We start from the raw sequence: 16433 nt of genomic DNA, 5'->3' as shown, positions 1-16433 counted from the left end.
CGCCGTCGGCGGCTCGACGGCACCACGCTAGCTCAATTCATTATTTATGAATAATCCTTGACGAGGGTGGCGGGGTTGTCCAGGCTGTGGGGCGGACGAACACGTACGTGATCCGAGGAGCCGCCTGCCATGACTGAATCCATCCATCCGTCCCGGCGCACCGTCCCGTCCCGGCGCACCGTCGTCACGGCACTCGGCGCGGCCGCCTTCGTCGCCCTGCCGGCCTGGCCGGAGACGGCGCGAGCGGCGGACGGTACGGCCGCGGCCACCCCGAACGGCCCGGTGCTGGACACCCACCCCGCCATCGAGCCCTCCGGCACCCATGTGCGTGACGTCGGCGGCACCAACGTTGTCTTCCGGTACGGCGCGGTCCTCCCCGCGTTCGACGGCTGGCGCACCCATGAGCCCACTCGCGAGTACCTGTCCCTGGACAGGAAGTGGCGTTTCCGTTTCGACCCCGACGACCAGGGATTCGGCGAGGGCTGGCAGTCCGCGCGCCACGACGACAGGACGTGGGGCCGCATCGACGTCCCGGCGGCCTGGGACCTGCTGGACACTCCCGGATTCGGCTCGGAGACCGGCCCCTTCGCCCAGGGCACCGCGTTCAGCGACGGCTACGCCTGGTACCGCACGACCGTCGACGTGCCCGCGTCCTGGCGTGCCCGGCACGTACGCATCGCCTTCCTCGCCGCCGGGTACAGCGCCGAGGTCTGGCTCGACGGCAGGCATCTCGGCAAGCACGAGGGGGCCAACTCCCCCTTCGCGCTTCCGGTGGCGGGGGCGCTGAGACCGGGAACGCGTCAGACGATCGCCGTCCGGGTCTTCCGCCGGGCGAGCTACACCGACTACACGGACCCGACTCCCCAGCCGGTCACGGACGACCACGAGCTGCCGTACAAGCCGGTCGACTACTGGCCCTACGCGGGCCTGACCCGGTCGGCCTGGATCGAGGCGGTCCCGCAGGTCACCATCGCCAAACTGCTCGCCGTCGGCGCGAACGGGCGCCTTGAGGCACGCGCGGTCGTCGAGAACCACGGCGCCTCCGACTTCGACGGCCGGCTCACCCTGGATCCCGGCCGGGAAAGCGGCGGTCGGCCCGTCGTGGTCGCGGCCCGGATCGCGGCCCGGTCGGCGGGAGTGGTCCGCGTCTCGGTCCCGATACCCCACGCCCCGCGCTGGAGCCCGGCCTCGCCGCACACGCTCACCGCCCGCGCCACCCTGACCGCCGGGAGGCACTCAGGGGCGCGGGTGGACACGCTGTCCACCGGGTACGGCGTTCGCGAACTGACCATCGGCGACGCCCAGTTGCGGTTGAACGGCAAGCCTCTCTTCCTCAAGGGCCTCAACTGGCACGAGGAGACCGCCGCGCACGGCAGAGCGATGACGCCGGCCGAGTACGACCGGGAACTGGGCCATGTCACGGCAGTGGGCGCCAACTTCATCCGCAACTGCGTCTACAACCGCCACCCGTACGTCTACGACTGGGCGGACCAGCACGGCGTGCTGGTGATGGACGACATCGACACCATGTGGCTCAACACGGCCCAGGAGAAGCTGCAGACCGAACGCTACGGCCTTGCCCGCGCCCTGGCCCTGACCATGGCGTGGAACCAGCACAATCACCCGTCGGTGATCCTCTGGGGGCTGCAGAACGAGTCGGAGATCGACGCCGCCGGTGCTCCGGTCTACCGCGCCTGGCTCGCCGATCTCAAGGCGGCCGTGAAGGCGGTCGACCTCACCTCCCGCCCCGTGACCTGGGCGTCCAACACCAGCAACGACCCCGCCTTCGACCTCGCCGACGTGATCGGGTTCAACGAGTACTTCGGCTACTTCTACGGCAAGGACGCGGACCTCGGCCCCACGCTGGACGCGGTGCACGCGAAGTATCCCGGCAAGCCGATCCTGATCACCGAGAACGGCACCTGGTCCGTGGCCGGCACCCACGGTCCCGACACCACGCAGGGTACGGAGGAGTGGCAGGCGGCGAGCTTCACCGCCCACTGGACCCAGGTGGCCGCGCGCAGCGACTTCGTCGCCGGTTTCACCTACTGGGTCCTCAAGGACTACAAGCAGCGGGCCGGGTACAACCAGTCCTACAACGGCATCTCCGTCATGGGCCTGTTCACCTTTGCCGAGGAGCGGCCCAAGCTCGTCTACGACGCGTTCCGCGAGGCGGTGAATCCCAGGGGCAGGTGACCTGCCAGGGTGCGGCGGAAAGGGGAGGGGGAGGGGCCGTCCGCCCCCTCCCCCTTCCGCCTTCGAGCGCTCAGCCCTTGACACTGTCCTGCGTCATCCCGGACCGCCGGCAGCGCCGCAGCACGAGCGTTCTGGCAGCCGGGCAGGGGCCAATTGGGGTGGTCGGAGAGCATGACCAGCGGCTTGAAGTAGTTGTTCCAGATGCCGACGAACTGGAAGAGGAACACGGTCACGAGCGGGCGGCATCGTGCGCAGGACGAGGGTCCTGAAGATGCGCAACTCGCCGGCGCCGTCGACCTGTGCCGCCCCGTCGGTCGGTGATCGCATGGCCTCCGAGGCGAGACGCGTCGCGACGTACCACGCGTGTCCCTCGCCGAAGGAATGCCGGGTGACGGCCGCTGCCCGGGCCGACGACCCGGAGCCGAACTCGGCCACCACCGGGGCGCCTTCGGGCACGACGACCTCCGACCGCAGGCCGACGCGGCTGACCTACCCGTCTGACCGAAACCCGTGTGGGTGGCGGATGTCGACGGTCTCCGTCTCCGCCGGCGGGCCAGAACTCCTCGACGCGCAGGCCCAGTACCTTGCGCGGCGGCGCGGGATATCCGCCCAGGTGCAACCGGTCGAAGTCGTCGACGGTGCCGGAGTAGAACGACACGAGAAGCCGGCCGCCGCCGCGCACGAACTCGGTGAGGTGTTCGCCGTCCCGCTCCTTCGGCAAGTACAGGTCGGGCACGACGACCAGGCGGTAGCCGGACAGGCCGCTGTCGGGGGTACGACATCGCAGGCGACGCCCGCCTGGAACAGTGGCCGGTAGTGAGCGAGCGCGATGTCCATCTGGTTCAGCGCCAGCTCCCTCACTTCGCGGAGGTGCGGGTGTCGGTGCCGCCGTGCGGGAGCATCGCGGAGTGGTACTTCTCGGCGCCGCCCCTGGATTGCACCACGGGAAGCGGAGCACCGTGTCAGCGCCCTGGGCGACCGCCCGCGAGCTCCACAGGCGCATCCGCCCCGGCGGCTTGGGCCCGTTGCGATCGCGCCGGTTGACCGCTCTGGAGGCCTGCTCCATGAGCATCCATGGCTGTCCTTCGCGGGCGGAGCGGGTGACGTCGAAGATGAACCCCGTCGAGACGTGCGTGTCCTCGTCGCGCGGGTCCTGGTAGAAGTCGAGCGAGACGACGTCCTCCTCCGCGGCCCACCGGAAGGCGCCGACGGGCTTGTGTACATCGATGAAGCTCGTGGCGACCGGGAACACCCGGGGTGATCCTCAGCAGGACCCTCCTTCTCCGTCAGGTGGCACTGCGGCAGCGCGTCGTCGGAGAACCGGGCGAAGTCCAGTTGCTGGGCGGGGTTGGGGAAGGTTGTCGGGAGCATCGCGTCGAAGCTGTCGTGGTGCTGTGCCCGGAAGGCCGTCCACCAGGCGTCGTCGAGGGCCTCGATGTCGCCGTACCGCGTGGACGGCCGGCGCCGGAAGTCGGCTTACCAGCGTTCCTTCCGGAGTCCGGCGCCGTCCGGTCGGCAAGGGGCAGGACCGTCCGGTCCGGCTGCGTCAGCCCTTTACGCTGCCCTCGGTCAAACCGCTGCGCCAGAAGCGCTGCAGGGCGATCATGGCGATCATCAGCGGGACGACGGAGACAAAGGCACCGCCCACGGTCATTTGATAGAGCTGCGGTTGGCGGTCGGCGAAGGACTGCCACGACGTCAGACCGAGGGTGATGGGGTACAGCTTGGAGTCGGAGAGCATGACCAGCGGCAGGAAGTAGTTGTTCCAGATGCCGACGAACTGGAAAAGGAAGATCGTCACCAGGGCGGGGGTCATGATGCGCAGAGCGACGACCGTGAAGATGCGGAACTCTCCCGCGCCGTCGATGCGGGCCGCCTCCAACAGCTCGTCCGGTATGGATGCCGCGGCGTAGATCCGGCACAGGTACACGCCGAAGGGACTGACGAAGCTCGGCAGCAGTACGGCCCAGTAGGTGTTGGCCAGGCCTGCCTCGCTGAACAGCAGGTACATGGGCAGCGCCAGCGCCGTGGCAGGGATCAGGACGCCACCCAGCACGATGTTGAAGATCGTGTCGCGGCCGGCGAAGGAGAACTTGGCCAGCGCGTAGCCGGACATCGCGGCCAGAAGCGTCGCCACGCCCGCGCCGACGCCCGCGTACAGCAGGCTGTTGGCGGCCCAGCGCAGGTAGATCGCATCGTCGTAGGTGACCACCTGATGCAGGTTGCTCAGGAACCGGGGATGGGAGAACCACAACCCGAAGCTGCCGAACAGGTCGCCGGTGGACTTGGTGGACGCCACGACCAGCCAGTACACCGGGAGCAGGAAGTACCCGGCGGCCGCCACCAGCAGGCCGGTGACCAGGATACGACTGCGCGTGGTGACCCCGGTGATGCCGCCGCGCGGCGTTGTGCCGTCGTCGGAGGCCGGCGTCTCGCCCCTTGGCGGGAGTGTGCGGGCCGGTGTCTGGAGACTCACGCGTCCTCACCTCTCTTGTTGATCAGCCGCAGAAAGCCGAAGGAGAGCACGAACGCGGCGAGGGCGAGCAGCACTGCCTCGGCAGCGGCGAGGTGGTAGTTGTCGTTGGTGAACGCCTCGTTGTAGGCGCTGAGGTTGGGGGTGTAGGCGCTGTCGATACTCGATGAGACGGGCTTGAGCACCAGCGGTTCTGCGAACAGTTGCAGCGTGCCGATGATGGTGAAGACCGTGGTGAGGATCAGCGCCGGGCGCAGCAGCGGCAGTTTGACGTGCCGGACCGTCATCCACGCACTGGCGCCGTCGATGCGGGCGGCCTCGTACAGCTCCGCGGGGATGGTACGCAACTGGGCGACGAGAACCAGAACGTTGTAGCCGGCGAACTCCCACGTGACGATGTTCGCGATGGACCACAGAACCGTGTTTCCGCCCAGCAGGTCGACCGAGACACCCAGGTGGCGCATGCCGTCCACGAGAGGGCTGACTCCCGGAACGTACAAGAAGCCCCACAGGATGGACGCGATGACACCCGGAACGCCGTAGGGCAGGAAGAAGGCGGCGCGGAAGAACCGCACGCCTCTGGCCGAGGCGCTGTCCAGCAGCAGCGCGAGCCCGGCCGACAACGCGACCATCACCGGCACCTGGACGGCCGCGAACAGCAGTACGCGACCGATGCTGCGCAGAAAGGCGTGATCGGACAACGCGTCGGAGTAGTTGCTCAGCGCTACGAAGACGGTACGGCTGCCGCCGAGCCCCAGGGCTCCGGTGTGCTCGACATCCATGACGCTCTGGTAGACGGCGTAGCCGATGGGGAGGGCGAAGGTCAGTAGGAACAGCAGGAGGAACGGCGCGACGAAGGCGACGGGCGCCAGATTTCTGCGGCGGCGGGGCGCTCGGGTGGGCATCAGGGTTCTTTCTGGAGTCCGGAGCGGAGAACGGCGGCGGCTGTGTCGCGCCCCCCGGAGGTGGTCACTGGCCGGTGGAAACCTTCAGACCCTTCTTCTTCAGGTCCTCGACGGTCTGCTTCTGCGCCTGCTTGACCGCGGAGACGAACGTGCCCTTGCCGGCCAGGGCGGCCTGGAAGCCGTCGTTGAGGTGCTGGTAGGTGGCGTCGATCGTCGGTATCCACTTCCACGAGTTGTCGATGTTCTTGTCCGCCTCTGCGAAGACCTCGTTGTACTTCTGGCCTCCGAAAAACTGTGACGGCTTGTCCAGTGAGGAGCCCTTGTACCCGTCGGCCGCCGCGGGCCAGCCGTATCCGCCCTGCAGCAGCAGGTCGACGCTCGTGGGGTCGGTGTTGAGCCATTCGGCGAACTTCAGGGCCTCGGGGATGTGCTTGGCGCCCTTGAGGACAGCCGTGGAGGATCCTCCCCAGTTCGCGGACACGTTCGAGCCCTTCGTCCACTGCGGCATGGGCGCGACCGCCCATTTGCCGGTGGTCCGAGGAGCGTTTCCGCTGATGATGGCGTCGCCCCACTGGGCACTGACCCACGAGGTGATGGCACCGCTCTGCAGGTCCTTGTACCAGCCGTTGGCGAAGTCGGGTTCGGTCTTGATCACCTTCTTGCTGCGCAGGTCGTCCCAGAAGGCGGCGACCTTGAGGGTCTGCGGGGAGTCGATGTTCACCGACCAGGTGTCGCCCTTCACGCCGAACCACTTGGCGCCGGCCTGCCATGCGAGTGCGGTGAACCAGGCGGAGTTGCCGGCGGGGAAGGTGCTGATGTAGGCCTTCGGGTCGGCGTTGTGGATCTTCTGCGCGGCCTGGGCGAACTCGTCCCAGGTGGCGGGCGGCTTGATGCCCCACTTCTTGAACAGGTCGGAGCGGTAGAACAGGCCCATCGGGCCGGACGCCTGGGGGATCGCGTAGACAGCCGAGTTGAAGACTCCCTGCTGCCACTGCCAGTCCACGAACTTCGACCGGTCCTTGTCCGCGCCGTACTGCGACAGGTTCACCAGGCCGTTCTCCAGCAGGAACGAGGGGATCTCCTGGTACTCCACCTGCGCCAGATCGGGCGCGTTGCCGCTCTTGAGCGCGGCGCGCATCTTCGCGTAGCCGCCACTGCTGCCCGACGGGATCTTCTCCAGTTTGACGTGGATGTCCGGGTGAGTGGCGTTCCACTTGTCGACGGCCTTGTCGACACCGGGAACCCACGACCAGAACCGCAGGTCGACCTTCTGGCCGGGCTTGGCAGGTTCCTGGAGTGCGGGGTCCTTCGAACCGGTCGAACCCCCGCAGGCGGAGATCACCAGGGCGGCGGCGGCAAGGGTCACTGCGAGTGCGCCCCGGCTTCTGCGGAGGTGTGTGGTGCGGCTCATCGGAGGAGGTCCTTCCTCGCTTCGTACAAAGGTGTCTGTTGCTGCCGGTCAGTTTCGGAGCGGCATCGCCACCCCGTCAAGATATATTCATAATTAATTGAAACAGCTATGGTGGGCGCATAGGCAGGAGCGAGGGGAGACGCACGTGATGACGGAATGCCGCAGGATGACGGGGCGCGTGGCGGTGATCACCGGTGCCGCGCACGGAATCGGCGCGGCCACGGCTCGCAGACTCGCGGCCGAAGGGGCGGTGGTCGTGGTCACGGACGTGGACGACGCGGCCGGCAAGGCGGTCGCGGCAGGCATCACCGACAGCGGCGGACGCGCGGAGTACGTGCGCTGCGATGTGACCTCGGCCGCCGACTGGGAGAACCTGGCCCGACACGTCGCCGAGCACCGCGGCCGGCTCGACGTGCTGCACAGCAACGCCTACGCCCAGCTCAACAAGCCCGCCCACGAACTGAGCGAGGCTGAATGGGACGGCCAGATGGCGGTGCTGCTCAAGCCGGCCTGGCGGGCGATGAAGACGTTCGCGGCCATGCTGCGCGAGACCCGGGGCTCCGTCGTCCTGACCTCCTCGGTGCACGCGGTCATCGGCCTGCCCGGCCACGCCGCCTACGCCGCCGCGAAGGGCGCGCTGTGCTCGCTGGGGCGGCAGTTGGCCGTCGAGTACGGTCCGGACATCCGGGTGAACACGGTGCTGCCCGGACCCATCCTCACCGCCGCCTGGGACGGGATCCCGGAGCCCGACCGGACGCGCAGTGTGGTGGCCACGGCGGCCAAGCGGTTCGGACAGCCGGAAGAGGTGGCAGCCGCCGTCGCCTTCCTGGCGTCGACGGACGCCTCCTACGTGACCGGAGCCAGCCTCGTGGTCGATGGAGGATGGAGCGTCATGAAGGAGTCCTCGTGAGCGCCGCGCCCCGAGCGGGGCACCGACCGACAGGACCGATACGGAAACGGAGAACGTGGTGACCCATCCCCCCAAGGGGCTGCACGGCCAGGCCGTGGAGGAGCTGGGCCGGCGCATCATTCGCGGCGACTACCCGCCGGGCTCCGTGGTGGACCCGGCCAGGTTCGAAACGGAGTTGGGCGTCAGCAAGACCGTGGTGCGCGAGGCGCTGCGCGTGCTGGCCTCCAAGGGCCTGCTCGAATCGAAGCAGAAACGCGGTACGACCATCCGACCCCGCGCCGACTGGAACCTGCTCGACAGCGACCTGCTGCGCTGGCAGGGCAGCAGCGCCCCGACCGACGGCTTCCTGGAGGACCTCGCCGAGGTCCGCGCGATAGTCGAGCCCGCCGGAGCCCGCCTCGCCGCGACCCGCCGCACCACCTCCGACCTGGACGCGATGCGGCAGGCCCTCGACGCCATGGCCGCGGCAGGCGCGGACGCGGACGCCATGGTCGAGGCCGACCTGGCCTTCCACCGCGCCCTCCTGGAGTCCGCGCACAACGAACTGCTCAGCAGGATGGAGGTCGTCATCGAGGCCGGCCTGCGCATCCGCGACCGGATCGTGCACGGCGCCCGCCACTTCTCCGACTCCATCCCCGTGCACCAGGAACTGCTGGACGCCGTCGAAGCGGGAGATCCGGACGCCGCCGTGGCCGCCGTCGAATCCCTCCTGGCCCAGGCCTCCGACGACCTGGCGGCCGTACGGGCCCGGGACGACCACGACGACGTGGCGACCGACACGCCGCCTAAGGAACTTCCTTGAAAATCACCGGACTTGAGACGTTCCTCGTGGCCCCGCGCTGGCTGTTCCTGCGCGTCGCCACCGACGAGGGCGTCACCGGCTGGGGCGAACCCGTGATCGAGGGCCGCGCCGAGACCGTACGCGCCGCGGTCCACGAACTGGCGGACTACCTCGTCGGCCGGGACCCGCTGCGCATCGAGGACCACTGGCAGGTGCTCACCAAGGGTGGCTTCTACCGGGGCGGCCCCATCCTCTCCAGCGCCATCGCCGGCATCGACCAGGCCCTGTGGGACATCGCCGGCAAGACCTACGGCGTCCCCGTCCACCGCCTCCTCGGCGGCCCGGTACGCGACCGCGTCCGGATGTACGCCTGGATCGGCGGCGACCGCCCCAGCGACGTCGCGGAGCTGGCCGAGGAACAGATGAAGGCGGGCTTCACCGCCGTGAAGATGAACGGCTCGGCCGAACTCGCCCCGATCGACACCCCGGCCCGCACCGCCGAGGTCGTCGAACGCGTCGCCGCCGTCCGTGACGTGCTCGGCGACGAGCGCGACATCGCCGTCGACTTCCACGGCCGCGCCTCCACCGCCATGTCACGCCGCCTGCTGCCCCAACTGGAGCCGCTGCACCCGCTGTTCGTCGAGGAGCCGGTCGCGCCGGAACACTCGGCCAACCTGCGCAGCCTGGCGGAGTCCACCAGCATTCCCCTCGCCACCGGCGAACGCCTCTACTCCCGCTGGGACTTCCGCGAGGTCATGACCAGCGGCATCGCCGTCGCTCAGCCCGACCTCTCGCACGCCGGCGGCATCTCCGAGGTCCGCCGCATCGCGGCCATGGCCGAGACGTACGACGTCACCATGGCCCCGCACTGCCCCCTCGGCCCGATCGCCCTGGCCGCCAGCCTCCAGATCGCCTTCTCCGTACCGAACTTCCTCATCCAGGAACAGAGCATGGGCATCCACTACAACCAGCAGTGCGACCTGCTGGAGTACGTGATGGACCCCGAACCCTTCCGGTTCCGGGACGGCTACGCCGTCGCCTCCACCCGCCCGGGCCTCGGTGTCGAGATCGACGAGAAGGCCGTACGCCACGCCGCCGAGACCGGACACCGCTGGCGCAACCCCATATGGCGCGGGCCCGACGGGGCGTTCACCGAGTGGTGACCACCACCAGGCCGGCCCCCGCACCTCACGCACAAGGAGAGCCCGCTCCCATGAACCTGGTGGAATCGCTCCGAACCCACCGCCTGCTGGCGATCGTCCGCGGCAAGGACCCCGCCGCCGCCGTGCGCACCGTACACACCCTCGCCGAGGAGGGCATCGCGGCCGTCGAGGTCTCGCTGACCACCGCCGACGCCCTGACCGTCATCAGGCAGGCACGCGCCGAACTCGGCCCCGACGCACTGCTCGGCGCAGGAACCGTGCGCTCCGCCGCGGACGCCGCCCGTGCCGTCGACGCGGGCGCCTCCTTCCTCGTCACCCCGGCCCTGGTCGACGGACTGGAGCCCTACGGCGTACCCGTGCTGATGGGCGCCCTGACACCGACCGAGATCGAAACCGCCCTCGCACGTGGCGCCGCCGCGATCAAACTCTTCCCCGGCTCCCTCGGCGGACCCGGCTATCTGAAGGCTCTCCGCGACCCGTTCCCCGAGGTGCCCTTCGTGCCCGTCGGCGGAGTGGACGCGCAGGCCGCCCGCGACTACCTCGACCGGGGCGCCCTCGCCGTGGGCGTCGGCTCACCGCTCGTCGGGGACGCGGCCGACGGCGGCGACCTGGGCCAACTCCGAGCCCGCGCGGCCGAGTTCCGCACGGTGACCGTCGGGGAGAGGCCGTGACAACACCTGAAGTCGTGACCTTCGGCGAGACGATGGCGGCCCTCCGGGCCCAGGGCGCGCTGCGCTTGGGCGGCAGCCTCGGCCTGTCCGTCGCCGGAGCCGAGTCCAATGTCGCGATCGGCCTCGCCCGGCTCGGCCACCGGGTGCGCTGGGCAGGCCGCGTCGGTGCGGACGAACTCGGCGCGCTGGTCCTGCGCACGCTGCGCGCCGAGGGCGTCGACACCGACCACGCGGTCACCGACGACACCGGCCGGCCCACCGGACTGCTGCTGACCGAACCTCGTCTGGGAACGCTGACCCGAGTCAGTTACTACCGCGCGGGTTCAGCGGGTTCGGCAGTCGCACCGCACGACGTCCTGCCCGCGCTGGCCCCCGGGTCCCGCGTTCTGCACCTGACCGGCATCACACCGGCGCTCGGTCCGTCGGCGGCCGAGGCGGTCCTGGCCGCCGCCAAGACCGCCCGCGAGAGCGGTGTCACCGTATGCCTCGACGTCAACTACCGCTCCCGGCTGTGGACGTCCGACCGAGCCCGCACCGCCCTGCGACCGATCCTGGACCATACGGACCTGCTCATCGCCTCCGAGGACGAGCTGCCGCTGGTGCAGGAAGTGCCCGGTGCGGGCGAGTCCGAGGCCGTGCACGGCGTGCTGGCGGCAGGCGTCGCCGAGGTGGTCGTCAAGCGGGGTGCCCGCGGCGCGACCGTCTTCACCGCCGACGGCGCAACCGACCGTGCCGCGCGAGAAGTTGACGCCGTCGACCTGGTCGGCGCGGGCGACGCCTTCGTGGCCGGATACCTCTCCGGCCTCCTCGACGGCACGGACATCCCCGCCCGGCTGCACCGGGCGGTCACCACCGCGGCCTTCGCCGTCGCCACCCGGGGTGACTGGGAGGGTCTGCCGACGCGGGACGAACTCGGCCTGTTCGACGAGCCCGACGGCACGACCATTCGCTGACCCGGAGAACTGATCATGACATCTGCATCAGCACCGACGGCGGTCGTCGTGGACGGCGCGTACGAACTCGCCGAGGGCGGCCGCTGGATCGACGGCCGGTACGTGTACGTCGACATCCTCAGCGGCCGGCTCTTCGAACTCCGCGACGGCACCGACCCGGCGACCCCGCGCCAACTGGCCCGGCTCGACGTGCCGTTGGGCGCCGTCGCGCCGGTGGGGGACCGGCCTGGAGCGTGGATCGCCGCCGCGGGCACCGGCATCGCGCTGCTCACCTCGGACGGCGCACTGGAATGGCTGGACCGCCCCGAGGACCGCACCCCCGTCCCCAGCCGGATGAACGACGGCGTCGCGGACCCCGCAGGCCGCTTCTGGGCCGGCAGCATGGCCTTCGACGGCACCCCCGGCGCGGGTTCGCTCTACCGAACGGACCCCGACGGCACGGTGGTACGCGTCCTCGACGGCCTGACCATCGTCAACGGTCCGGCCTTCACCGCCGACGGCACGACCATGTACCTCGCCGACACGGCCGTCGGCACCATCCTCCGCTGCCGGGTCGACCCCGCCTCCGGCGACCTCGTCGGCGGCCCGGAGATCTTCGCCCGACTGCGCGACGGCGAAGGCAGCCCCGACGGGATGACCGTCGACGAGCAGGGCTGCCTGTGGGTCGCGATGTGGGGTGCCGGCACGGTCCGCCGCTACCACCCCGACGGTCACCTGCTCCACACCCTGACCGTGCCCGCCCCCCACCCCACGTCGGTGTGTCTGCACCCCGGCGGCAACCGCCTCTACGTCACCACGGCCCGCTACGGGGTGACGAACCCGACCGCGGCCTCGGGCGCGGTGCTGAGCGTTTCCGTACCGGTCGGAGGAACGGCGGCCTGCTCCTGGCGCCGACCGCGTCCGGCCACCACCGCCTGACCGCCCGGACGCACTGATCAGCGGCTCCGCCACAGCGCGAGTGACCGGCCCGCGCACCTGGGGTGGTGCCGCGGTCCGGTCACTTCGGCAGGTGGGTCAGCGGGGCTCGCGGACGACGGCGACGCCTCCCGGTGGGACGGTGACGGTTCCGGTGACCGGTGTGCCGGTGAGGAGTTCGACGCCTTCGGCAGGTGCTTCGGCGCCCTTTCCGGTGTGGTCGATGAGGAACAGGTAGTCGGCCCCCGCGCCCCGGCGCCGGACGACCTCGATCCCGGCGGGTGCGTCCTGCTCCGGTGTGACGCCGGCCTCCTGGCGGATGCGGTCGAGCAGGGCGGCGAGCGTGTCCTGGTCGGGGTGGGTGCCCAGATACCAGGCGGTGCCGTCGCCGTGCCGGTTGCGGGTGACGGCGGGGTGGCCGGCCAGTGGGCCGTCGGCGTGGGAGGCGACGGCCTGTGCGCCGGTGAGCCGGATGCGTTCCGACCACAGGTCGGCCGTGGCGCCCGACGCCACGTCGCCGGTCAGGCCGGTCGTCTCGCCCGGCAGCAGGGGGAAGAGCTCGTCGGTGACCACGCCGAGGACATCGCGGAACGCGCCGGGGTAACCGCCCAGGTACACATGAGTGTTCTCGTCGACCATGCCGCTGTGGAAGCCGACGGCCAGCGTGCCCCCGCGTTCGGCGAACCGGGCGAGGTTCGCCGCGGCTGCCTTTGCGACCAGGTACAGCGAGGGTGCCAGGACGAGCCGGTAGCGGTCGAGTTCGGGGTCGTCGGGGCGTACGAAGTCGACGGCGACCCCGGCCCGCCACAGGGGGGTGTACCAGTCCCGTACCAGGTCCTGGTAGCGCAGTGCGCCGCTGGGCTGGGAGGGCAGTTCCAGTGCCCAGCGGGCGTCCCAGTCCCATACGATCGCCACCTGTGCCGTGCTGGTGGAGTCCCGCACTTCGGCCAACGCCCGCAGGTCCGCGCCGAGTTGGACGACGTCGCGCCAGATCTGGCTGTCGGTGCCGGCGTGCGGCAGCATCGCCGAGTGCCACTGCTCGGCGCCCGCCTTCGCCGCCCGCCACTGGAAGAACGCGATGCCGTCGGCACCGTGGGCCACGTGCGCGAGCGCGTTGCGGCGCATTTCCCCGGGCCGCTTGGCGCGGTTGACGGGCTGCCAGTTGACGGCGCCGGTCGAGTGCTCCATGAGGAACCACGGGCCGCCCGCGAGCGAGCGCATCAGGTCGCCGTGGAGGGCGATGTCGACCTCGGGCTCCGGGTCGTCGGACAGCAGGTAGTGGTCGTTGGAGAGGATGTCCAACTCCGGTGCCCAGCGCCAGTAGTCGAGGGCGTCGATGGTGCGCAGGACCAGGAAGTTGGTGGTCGCCGGGGTATCCGGAGCGGCCCGGCGCAGTACGTCGCGTTCGGCGGTGCACAGGGAGAGCAGTTCGTCGGAGCAGAAGCGGCGCCAGTCCAGCTGGTGGGTGGGGTTCGGGGGAGCCGCGGTGGCGCGGGGCGGCAGGATCTGGTCCCAGTCGTAGTACCACTGGCTCCAGAACGTGGTGCCCCAGGCGTGGTTGAGGGCGTCCAGGTCGTCGCCGTAGCGGGCGCGCAGCCAGGTGCGGAAGGCGGCGGCGCTGGTGTCGCAGTAGCAGGCGTCGTTGTGGCAGCCGTATTCGTTGTGGATGTGCCACATGGCGACGGCCGGGTGGGTGGCGTAGCGCCCGGCGAGGGCTTCGGCGATCCGCAGCGCTGCTCGGCGGTAGGCGGGGCTGGACGGGCAGAAGGTCTGGCGGCTGCCGTACGACAGTGTGCGGCCGTCCTTGTCGACCGGCAGCGCTTCCGGGTGCTCGCGGAAGAACCAGGCCGGCGGTGCCGCCGTCGGTGTCGCCAGGTCTGCGGCGATGCCGTTCTCGTGGAGCAGGTCGAGGATCTTGTCCATGCGGGCGAAGTCGTAGACGCCCTCGGCCGGTTCGAGCAGCGCCCAGGAGAAGATGCCGACGCTGACCATGGTCACCCCGGCCTCGCCCATCAGGCGCACGTCCTCGGCCCAGACCTCCTCCGGCCACTGCTCGGGGTTGTAGTCACCTCCGTAGGCGATTCCGGGAATGCGAAGACGGCGTGCGGTACTCACTGGTGATGCTCCGGAAGGGGTGTAGGGGAGGGGCGAGTGGGGGTGTCAGCCCTTGTTGGCGCCCAGCGTGAGGCCGCTGACGAACTGCCGCTGGAGCAGGAAGTAGACGATCAGGGTGGGGATCGCGGTGAGCAGGGCTCCGGCGGCGACGAGGTTGTTGTCGGTGAAGTACTGGCCGGAGAGGTTGTTCAACGCCGAGGTGATCGGCATGTTCTCGCCGGTGGAGATGAGGACCAGGGCCCAGAAGAAGTCGTTGTAGATCCAGATGGAGAGCAGGGTGCCCAGGGCTGCCATCGCAGGGCGGCACAGCGGCAGCACGATCTGCCAGTACATGCGCCACACGGACGCGCCGTCGACGAGGGCGGCCTCGGTCAGCTCGTGCGGCAGCGAGCGCATGTAGTTGGCGAGCACGAACGCGCAGAAGCCGGACTGGAACGCGATGTGGATGAGGACCAGGCCGAGCGCGGAGTCGTACAGCTTGCCGGACATGGTGATGCCGGGCAGGTCGATGAGCAGGTACAGGCGGTACAGCGGGGTGATGATGACCTGCTGCGGGAGCAGGTTGCCGGCGGTGAAGACCAGCAGCAGGGCGAGGTTGATGCGGAAGTCGAAGCGGCTGACGTAGAAGGCCACCATCGACGACAGGAACAGGGTCACCAGCACCGCCGGCACGGCAATGAGCATCGTGTTGACGAAGTAGTGCCCCATGTCCGACTGCGTGAACGCGTTCGTGAAGTTGTCGAGGGTCAGCTTGTCGGGCCAGGAGACATAGCCCTTCTCGCTGGTCTCCGCGTACGGCCGCATGGCCGAGTACAGCGCCCACAGCAGCGGCGCGAGCCATGCGAGTGAGGTGCCCGCGAGGAAGAGGTGCAGCAGGATCCGGGCGGGGCGGACGGGCGTACGGACCTTGGCCGTGACGGTGGTGCTCATGCGCGCCGCTCCTTCCGGAAGGTGGACACCAGGTACGGGATGATCACGACGAGGGAGATCAGCAGCAGCACCACCGCGATCGCGGAGCCGTATCCGATGCGGCTGGACTCTCCGATGATGTTGTTGGTGACGAGGATCGACAGCAGTTCCGTGCCCTCGGCGCCCTTGTTGAAGACGAAGACGAGGTCGAAGGCGCGCAGGGCCTCGATGATGGTGACGACCAGGACGACGGTGTTCGTCGGGCGCAGGGTCGGGAAGATGACGTTCTTGAACGTCTGCCACTCGTTGGCGCCGTCCAGCGCGGAGGCCTCCCGCAGGGACGGGTCGACGCCCTTCAGGCCGGCCAGGTACAGGATCATCATGTAGCCGGTGTGGCGCCAGGACGCGGCGATGAGGATGGCCCAGAGGTTGAGGTCCGGGTCGCCGATCCAGTCGATGTAGTGGCCCGGCTCGTTGGCGCCGATCAGGCTGTTGATCAGGCCCGTGTCGGGGTTGTAGATCAGCTGCCAGACGAAGCCGATGACCGCGAGCGACATCACGACGGGCAGGAAGAAGGCCGTCTGGTAGACGCGGCTGAACCGGATCTGCTTGTCCAGCTGCACGGCCAGGAACAGGCCGAGCGGCGTGGGGATCAGGATGAGCGCCACGAACCAGATGATGTTGTGCTCGACGGCGGGCCAGAACTGCGGGTTGTTGGTGAACAGTTCCTTGAAGTTGTCGAACCCGACCCACTTGATCGAGTCGAAGCCGATGCCGTCCCAGGTGGTGAAGGCCAGCGCGATCGAGGCGAAGGCCGTCACCCAGACGAGGGCGACGTGCAGGATCGTCGGCAGACCCGCCATCAGGCCCAGCGTGAGCCTGTCTCGGCGGGTCAGCAGGCGCTGGTGACCCTGCGGAACCCGCCTCTTCGGCGTCGCGGCGCCCGGAGGCGGCGCCGGGGCCGCCTCCGGGATCTTCGTGGTCGTTTCGGAGCTCATGGTGTCGGTGTTCATCCGCTTCAGAAGGGGGGT

General features: G+C 69.6%; 13 protein-coding genes and 4 pseudogenes. 7 read left to right on the top strand and 10 right to left on the bottom strand.

What is annotated here, in order from left to right; translation table 11 throughout:
* The first annotated feature begins 129 nt into the window (after positions 1 to 129).
* Complete coding sequence (locus tag OG622_RS07495) at positions 130 to 2196, top strand: glycoside hydrolase family 2 protein (protein WP_371574222.1); 2067 nt, start codon at positions 130 to 132, stop codon at positions 2194 to 2196.
* A gap of 143 nt (positions 2197 to 2339) precedes the next feature.
* Here OG622_RS07495 and OG622_RS07490 read toward each other — a convergent pair.
* The 7 genes and pseudogenes from OG622_RS07490 to OG622_RS07460 form a co-directional block, all read right to left on the bottom strand.
* A pseudogene (locus OG622_RS07490) lies at positions 2340 to 2502 on the bottom strand (ABC transporter permease subunit); the annotation flags it as partial.
* Between the two features lie 78 nt (positions 2503 to 2580).
* A pseudogene (locus OG622_RS07485) lies at positions 2581 to 2631 on the bottom strand (hypothetical protein); the annotation flags it as partial.
* A gap of 172 nt (positions 2632 to 2803) precedes the next feature.
* Positions 2804 to 3448: pseudogene (locus OG622_RS07480) on the bottom strand (beta-galactosidase); the annotation flags it as partial.
* A 35-nt stretch (positions 3449 to 3483) separates the two neighbouring features.
* Positions 3484 to 3654 (bottom strand): annotated as a pseudogene (locus OG622_RS07475) (beta-galactosidase); the annotation flags it as partial.
* Between the two features lie 88 nt (positions 3655 to 3742).
* Complete coding sequence (locus OG622_RS07470; protein WP_371574221.1) at positions 3743 to 4672, bottom strand: carbohydrate ABC transporter permease; 930 nt, start codon at positions 4670 to 4672, stop codon at positions 3743 to 3745.
* Positions 4669 to 5574, bottom strand: coding sequence for a carbohydrate ABC transporter permease (locus OG622_RS07465; RefSeq protein WP_371574220.1), 906 nt, complete (start codon positions 5572 to 5574; stop codon positions 4669 to 4671). Before OG622_RS07465 ends, OG622_RS07470 begins: the two co-directional genes overlap by 4 nt.
* Before the next feature lie 64 nt (positions 5575 to 5638).
* Entirely contained in the window at positions 5639 to 6985 is a 1347-nt protein-coding gene (locus tag OG622_RS07460) for an ABC transporter substrate-binding protein (RefSeq protein ID WP_371574219.1), read from the bottom strand.
* Positions 6986 to 7151: 166 nt separating this feature from the next.
* On the opposite strand from OG622_RS07460, the gene OG622_RS07455 reads away from it, so the two are divergent.
* From OG622_RS07455 to OG622_RS07430, 6 genes are read left to right on the top strand one after another with little or no spacing between them, the layout of a single operon-like run.
* The gene (locus OG622_RS07455; protein ID WP_371574218.1) at positions 7152 to 7895 is read left to right on the top strand and encodes an SDR family NAD(P)-dependent oxidoreductase; all 744 of its coding nucleotides are present in this window, start codon (positions 7152 to 7154) and stop codon (positions 7893 to 7895) included.
* A gap of 55 nt (positions 7896 to 7950) precedes the next feature.
* Positions 7951 to 8697: a FadR/GntR family transcriptional regulator gene (locus OG622_RS07450; RefSeq protein ID WP_371574217.1), complete on the top strand. Its 747-nt coding sequence runs from the start codon at positions 7951 to 7953 to the stop codon at positions 8695 to 8697.
* Positions 8694 to 9839, top strand: coding sequence for a galactonate dehydratase (gene dgoD, locus OG622_RS07445; RefSeq protein ID WP_371574216.1), 1146 nt, complete (start codon positions 8694 to 8696; stop codon positions 9837 to 9839). The genes OG622_RS07450 and dgoD overlap by 4 nt, the downstream gene beginning before the upstream one ends.
* Positions 9840 to 9889: 50 nt before the next feature.
* On the top strand, positions 9890 to 10510 hold the full coding sequence (locus OG622_RS07440) for a bifunctional 4-hydroxy-2-oxoglutarate aldolase/2-dehydro-3-deoxy-phosphogluconate aldolase (protein WP_371574215.1): 621 nt from the start codon (positions 9890 to 9892) through the stop codon (positions 10508 to 10510).
* Between the two features lie 32 nt (positions 10511 to 10542).
* The gene (locus tag OG622_RS07435) at positions 10543 to 11463 is read left to right on the top strand and encodes a sugar kinase (protein WP_371584026.1); all 921 of its coding nucleotides are present in this window, start codon (positions 10543 to 10545) and stop codon (positions 11461 to 11463) included.
* A gap of 15 nt (positions 11464 to 11478) precedes the next feature.
* Positions 11479 to 12381 carry an SMP-30/gluconolactonase/LRE family protein gene (locus OG622_RS07430; RefSeq protein ID WP_371574214.1) on the top strand — a complete coding sequence of 301 codons (903 nt, stop codon included), beginning with the start codon at positions 11479 to 11481 and terminating at the stop codon, positions 12379 to 12381.
* Between the two features lie 96 nt (positions 12382 to 12477).
* Here OG622_RS07430 and OG622_RS07425 read toward each other — a convergent pair whose 3' ends face one another.
* From OG622_RS07425 to OG622_RS07415, 3 genes are read right to left on the bottom strand one after another with little or no spacing between them, the layout of a single operon-like run.
* Positions 12478 to 14493 (bottom strand): beta-galactosidase, encoded by a 2016-nt coding sequence (locus OG622_RS07425; protein WP_371574213.1) that lies wholly within the window; start codon positions 14491 to 14493, stop codon positions 12478 to 12480.
* Positions 14494 to 14538: 45 nt separating this feature from the next.
* On the bottom strand, positions 14539 to 15423 hold the full coding sequence (locus OG622_RS07420) for a carbohydrate ABC transporter permease (RefSeq protein ID WP_371574212.1): 885 nt from the start codon (positions 15421 to 15423) through the stop codon (positions 14539 to 14541).
* The gene (locus tag OG622_RS07415) at positions 15420 to 16400 is read right to left on the bottom strand and encodes a carbohydrate ABC transporter permease (protein ID WP_371574211.1); all 981 of its coding nucleotides are present in this window, start codon (positions 16398 to 16400) and stop codon (positions 15420 to 15422) included. The genes OG622_RS07420 and OG622_RS07415 overlap by 4 nt, the downstream gene beginning before the upstream one ends.
* Between the last annotated feature and the right edge of the window lie 33 nt (positions 16401 to 16433).

This window comes from Streptomyces sp. NBC_01314 (assembly GCF_041435215.1).
In the GTDB taxonomy this organism is placed as follows: domain Bacteria; phylum Actinomycetota; class Actinomycetes; order Streptomycetales; family Streptomycetaceae; genus Streptomyces.
This window is presented reverse-complemented; position numbering and strand designations above follow the sequence as displayed.

Bases quoted from the DNA above. Each gene is read 5' to 3' on its own strand.
- OG622_RS07495 (WP_371574222.1), top strand. From the start codon at position 130: ATGACTGAATCCATCCATCCGTCCCGGCGCACCGTCCCGTCCCGGCGC.
- OG622_RS07465 (WP_371574220.1), bottom strand. From the start codon at position 5,574: ATGCCCACCCGAGCGCCCCGCCGCCGCAGAAATCTGGCGCCCGTCGCC.
- OG622_RS07460 (WP_371574219.1), bottom strand. From the start codon at position 6,985: ATGAGCCGCACCACACACCTCCGCAGAAGCCGGGGCGCACTCGCAGTG.
- OG622_RS07455 (WP_371574218.1), top strand. From the start codon at position 7,152: ATGACGGGGCGCGTGGCGGTGATCACCGGTGCCGCGCACGGAATCGGC.
- OG622_RS07440 (WP_371574215.1), top strand. From the start codon at position 9,890: ATGAACCTGGTGGAATCGCTCCGAACCCACCGCCTGCTGGCGATCGTC.
- OG622_RS07435 (WP_371584026.1), top strand. From the start codon at position 10,543: ATGGCGGCCCTCCGGGCCCAGGGCGCGCTGCGCTTGGGCGGCAGCCTC.
- OG622_RS07430 (WP_371574214.1), top strand. From the start codon at position 11,479: ATGACATCTGCATCAGCACCGACGGCGGTCGTCGTGGACGGCGCGTAC.
- OG622_RS07420 (WP_371574212.1), bottom strand. From the start codon at position 15,423: ATGAGCACCACCGTCACGGCCAAGGTCCGTACGCCCGTCCGCCCCGCC.
- OG622_RS07415 (WP_371574211.1), bottom strand. From the start codon at position 16,400: ATGAGCTCCGAAACGACCACGAAGATCCCGGAGGCGGCCCCGGCGCCG.